This is a genomic window from Myxococcus sp. CA039A, from assembly GCF_013336645.1.
Taxonomy (GTDB): Bacteria; Myxococcota; Myxococcia; order Myxococcales; family Myxococcaceae; genus Myxococcus; species Myxococcus llanfairpwllgwyngyllgogerychwyrndrobwllllantysiliogogogochensis.
This window is the reverse complement of the sequence record NZ_JABUMQ010000537.1, coordinates 1-4,176: the sequence shown is the minus strand read 5'-3', so window position 1 is coordinate 4,176 and position 4,176 is coordinate 1. Positions and strand designations below refer to the sequence as shown.

Sequence of the window (4,176 nt, the reverse complement as noted above, 5' to 3'; positions counted from 1 at the left end):
GTGGAAAGTCACGGGGAGGGGACCCTGGGTCACGGATTTTCGAGACTACCCCTCGTCGGGTGGCGTGCCCTTGGGGAGGAAGCCGTACTTCTCCAGCTTGTAGTACAGCGCGGACGTCTTGATGCCCAGCAACCGGGCGGTCTCCGTCTTCACACCCCCCGCCTTCTCGTAGGCGCGGGCGATCAGCTGCCGCTCCAAATCTTCCAGGATGTCTGGAAGGGGCCGGTCTCCATGGGGCACGGGCAGCCCCGCGTCCATGCGCGGCGCGGCGCCGGTGAGGTGCGAGGGCAGGTCCGTGACGGTGAGCACGTCGCCCTCGGCGAAGACGAGCGCCTGCTCCACGACGTTCTCCAGTTCACGCACGTTGCCGGGCCACACATGCCGGGCCAGGGCGCGCAGCGCGCCTTCATCCATGCCCGTCACCCGGCGGTTCACCCGGGGGGCGTGCTTGGCCACGAAGTGCCGGGCCAGGGAGGTGATGTCCTCGGGGCGCTCGCGCAGGGGCGGCAGCATCAACGGGACGATGTGCAGCCGGTAGTAGAGGTCCTCGCGGAAGCGGCCCGCCTTGACCTCGGCCTGGAGGTCCCGGTGCGTGGCGCTCACCACGCGCACGTCCACCTTGAGGGTCTCCTCGCCGCCCACGCGCTGGATTTCCTTCTCCTGCAGCACGCGCAGGAGCTTGGTCTGCACCGAGTGGGGAATCTCTCCGATTTCGTCGAGGAAGAGGGTGCCGCCGTCGGCCAGCTCGAAGCGGCCCAGCTTGCGCTTCACCGCGCCGGTGAAGGCGCCGCGCTCGTGGCCGAACAGCTCGCTCTCCAGCAGCGTCTCCGCCAGCGCCGCGCAGTGCACGACGACGAAGGGGCCGTCCTTGCGCGGGGACTCCTGGTGCAGCATGCGGGCGATGAGCTCCTTGCCGGTGCCGCTCTCGCCGCGCACCAGCACCGTCGCGTTGCTGTGCGCCGCCTTGCGTGCCTGGCTGAGCAGCCGCTGCATGGGCTCGCTGTCGCCCACCATGCTGCCGTGGGAGAGCGCCGCGTCCGCGTCATGCGCGGCGGTGCGCGCCTCCAGTTTCTCCACCTTGCGCCGGGTGCTGGCCAGCTCCAGGCCCTTGTCCACCTTGGCGCGCAGCACGTCGGGCGTGAAGGGCTTGGTGATGAAGTCGTAGGCGCCCTCCTGCATCGCCCGCACGGCGGTTTCGATGGTGCCGAAGGCCGTCACCACCATGACGACGGCGGAGGCGTCCAGCGCCTTGAGCGCCTGCGTGACGGCGATGCCGTCCAGGCCGTCCATCTTGAGGTCCGTGACGACCAGGTCGAAGGGGGCCTTGCGGTATGCGGCCAGGCCGTCCGCCCCGCCTCGGACAGCGGACACGGCGTGGCCGGAGCGCGTGAGGGTGACGGTCATCCCCTCGCGCAGCGTGTCGTGGTCGTCGATGACGAGAATGCGCGCCATGGTGTTTCGATGTCCTCATGCCACGGGGGCGCCGGCCGCCCGGGTGCGTCCGCATGAGAGCACACCCGGGGCGGCACCCTACACCGGACCGTGGCGGTCGGCCGCTTCCAGAAGGCGCTGGCGCGCGAGGGCTCCCCGGGGGTACGTGGGCGCGCATGGAATCCCCGAACGCCGCCGCCCTGCGTGAATTGCTCGCGCGTCATGTCCCCCAGGACGACAAGGAGCGAGAAGATCTGGAGCGCATGCGCCACCACGCGGCCACGCTGCCGTCTCCCTTCTCCCGCGCGCAGCCCGAAGCGCACTTCACCGGCAGCGCCGTGGTGGTGGACCCGGAGGGCGAGCGCGTGGTGATGGTGCTGCACGGCAAGCTCAAGCGCTGGCTGCAACCAGGCGGGCATGCGGACGCCGTGGACGCAGGCCTGATGGAGACCACCGCGCTGCGCGAGGCCCGCGAGGAGACCGGCTGCCGCGTCACGCTCCACCCCCGAGCGCCCCGGCCGCTCGACGTGGACATCCACACCATCCCCGCCCGGCGCGATGAGCCCGAGCACCAGCACCTGGACGTGCGCTACCTCGTCGTGGCGGAGGACCCCGCGTCGCTCGCGCATGCCCCCAACGAGTCCACCGGCGCGCAGTGGCTCACCTGGGACGAAGCGCTCGCCCGCGCCGATGAAGCGCCCCTTCGCCGCATGCTCGAGAAGGCACGCCACGCGGTGGCCCGCACGCCGTGAGCCGTGCTCGCCCGCCCGTGACATGCGGGCGGCCTCGCGTGTGGAAGGGGAAACACAGACGCCGCGGTGCGACAGACCCCTCGGGGTGCTCCAGAGCGAATTCTGAAACATGGCGGTGAGAAAAGCGTCGCATGCGAACAGTTGCATGGCCGCGTGCAGGTGCTGTCACCACTATGGGCCGCTCCGGCGGGTGAGGGGGGGCCATGTCGGTCTGGCACCCGCCGCGAAAAGGAGCGTCCTGGAGCCATGTCGTCGACCAGCCTGGAAGTGAATGTTCCCTCGTTCGAGCCACTCGTGCGTCGCTATGGGCCTCCGCCCCTGAAGCCCTCGCCGCATCCGCGCTGGCTGGAGTCGATGCTGGAGTCGACGCGCGCGGACTGGAACGCGGCCTGTTGGCCTCCGCTGTTTCGCGACACGGCGGAGGGACGTCGCCCGCCGCTGGGGTACTGGCGGCGCGTGCTGTCGCAGTTCTTCCTCATCGTCGAGTCCTTCCCCAAATACATGGGCCTGTCGCTCGCGAAGACGACGTATGGGCGGCATGAAGGGGACGCGAGCATCCGGCGCTGGCTCCTGCAGAATCTGGGCGTCGAGGCGAAACACGCGGAGTGGTTCATCGACTGGGTGCGTGCCATCGGCATGGAGCCCGACTCGCTCTTCTCCGTGCGCCCGTTGCCGGAAATCCAGGCGCTGCACGCGCACCTGCGCGACACCTGCGCGCGCGGCACGCTGGCGGAGGGCATCGCCGCGTCCAACTGGGCCATCGAGGGCATCACCGGTGTGTGGACCAAGGAGGTGGTGGAGCCCTTCCGGGGCTACGCCTCGGATGGAGCGCGCATCGACGCGAGCGCCATGATGTGGCTCAAGGCCCACGCCCGCTACGACGACCTGCACCCGGTGGAAGCGCTCGAAATCCTCAAGCTCTCCGTGGACTCGGAGAGCACCGAGCCCGCCCGTGTCGCCGCCGCCGCGCGCAAGTCCCTGCGCCTGTACTCGGCGGCCATTCGCGCCTGCTGCGCGGACTGACCTCGGCCGCCTCCTCGCCCTTGTTTGCTTGGGGAGGAGGTTTTCCTGGATGTGTATGTCTTTCAACAAGCTCTGGCATGACGGTTGTGCAGTGTCTGGAACCGGGCGCGGCCCTCTCGCTTTCCACTCGATGACGTGCGGAGAATGGTGTCTGGAGCCATCCCGTCAGCATGGATTCTTCGTGGCCGCATGACGCGGGAAAGCGACCGGTATGAGCATCGAAGACAAGGTGATTCGCGAGTATCGGTGGCGTGCGCTCAAGGTGTTCATGGCGTGGGTGGTGCCAGCCGCGCCCATCGCCGCGTACCTCAATGGCATGTCCATGGGAGTGGCGGGCTGGGAGGGCGTGAAGGCGGTGGCGTGGGTGCTGCCGCCCATCCTCGTGGGCCTGGGGATGATCTACCCCGCGTTGTTCATGCGGTGGCTGGTGGGCAGCGCGCTGCGGGCATATGCGGGTGACAGGCCGGGTGCGCGGCTGGAGCGCATCCTCCGACTCCCGTGGCGCGTGGCGGTGGGAACGTCCTGGGTCGGATGGACGCTGGGAGGCTTCTGGTTCAGCCTCCACGTGTGTCTGACCTGGCACAAGGATTTGGGCCTCGTCGTGCTGGGCACCATCATCGGCGTGTGCTGCGGCGTGCTGCTGGGCTTTCCCATCAGCGTCTCGCTGGAGCGGATGCTGCTGCCGCTGGCGCTCGAGGAGCAGCGCAAGGACCCGACGGTGGTGCTCCAGGGCGGCGGCTTCTCGTGGCCCCGACAGGCGTGGTTCCTGCCCTTCACTTTTGGAGGCTCCATCGTCGCCGCGCTGGTGCTCAGCGGCTGCGTGGTGATGGTGAAGCTGGAGGGCATTCGCGACACGCTTCATCTGGAGCTGGTGGCGGAGGGCGCGCAGCGCTCGGCGCGGATGCTGATGGAGCTGGGCGGCGTGCTGGCGGGAGAGCTGGCCTTCAGCCTGGCGTGGGTGGGTGGGTTG

General features: G+C 69.3%; 3 protein-coding genes and 1 pseudogene. 3 read left to right on the top strand and 1 reads right to left on the bottom strand.

The genetic code is table 11. From position 1 onward, the window contains the following. Positions 1-45 precede the first annotated feature (45 nt). Entirely contained in the window at positions 46-1,452 is a 1,407-nt protein-coding gene (locus tag HR086_RS45185) for a sigma-54 dependent transcriptional regulator (protein WP_141648476.1), read from the bottom strand. Positions 1,453-1,607: 155 nt separating this feature from the next. Here HR086_RS45185 and HR086_RS45180 point away from each other — a divergent pair, with 155 nt between their 5' ends. From HR086_RS45180 to HR086_RS45170, 3 genes and pseudogenes are all read left to right on the top strand, one after another. Beyond that, complete coding sequence (locus HR086_RS45180; protein ID WP_174468750.1) at positions 1,608-2,183, top strand: NUDIX hydrolase; 576 nt, start codon at positions 1,608-1,610, stop codon at positions 2,181-2,183. 246 nt (positions 2,184-2,429) lie between these two features. After that, complete coding sequence (locus HR086_RS45175) at positions 2,430-3,206, top strand: TenA family transcriptional regulator (protein WP_141648474.1); 777 nt, start codon at positions 2,430-2,432, stop codon at positions 3,204-3,206. 211 nt (positions 3,207-3,417) lie between these two features. Then, positions 3,418-4,176 (top strand): annotated as a pseudogene (locus HR086_RS45170) (methyl-accepting chemotaxis protein); the annotation flags it as partial.

Coding starts and splice junctions, on each gene's coding strand:
- HR086_RS45175 (WP_141648474.1), top strand. CDS start 2,430: ATGTCGTCGACCAGCCTGGAAGTGAATGTTCCCTCGTTCGAGCCACTC.
- HR086_RS45180 (WP_174468750.1), top strand. CDS start 1,608: ATGGAATCCCCGAACGCCGCCGCCCTGCGTGAATTGCTCGCGCGTCAT.
- HR086_RS45185 (WP_141648476.1), bottom strand. CDS start 1,452: ATGGCGCGCATTCTCGTCATCGACGACCACGACACGCTGCGCGAGGGG.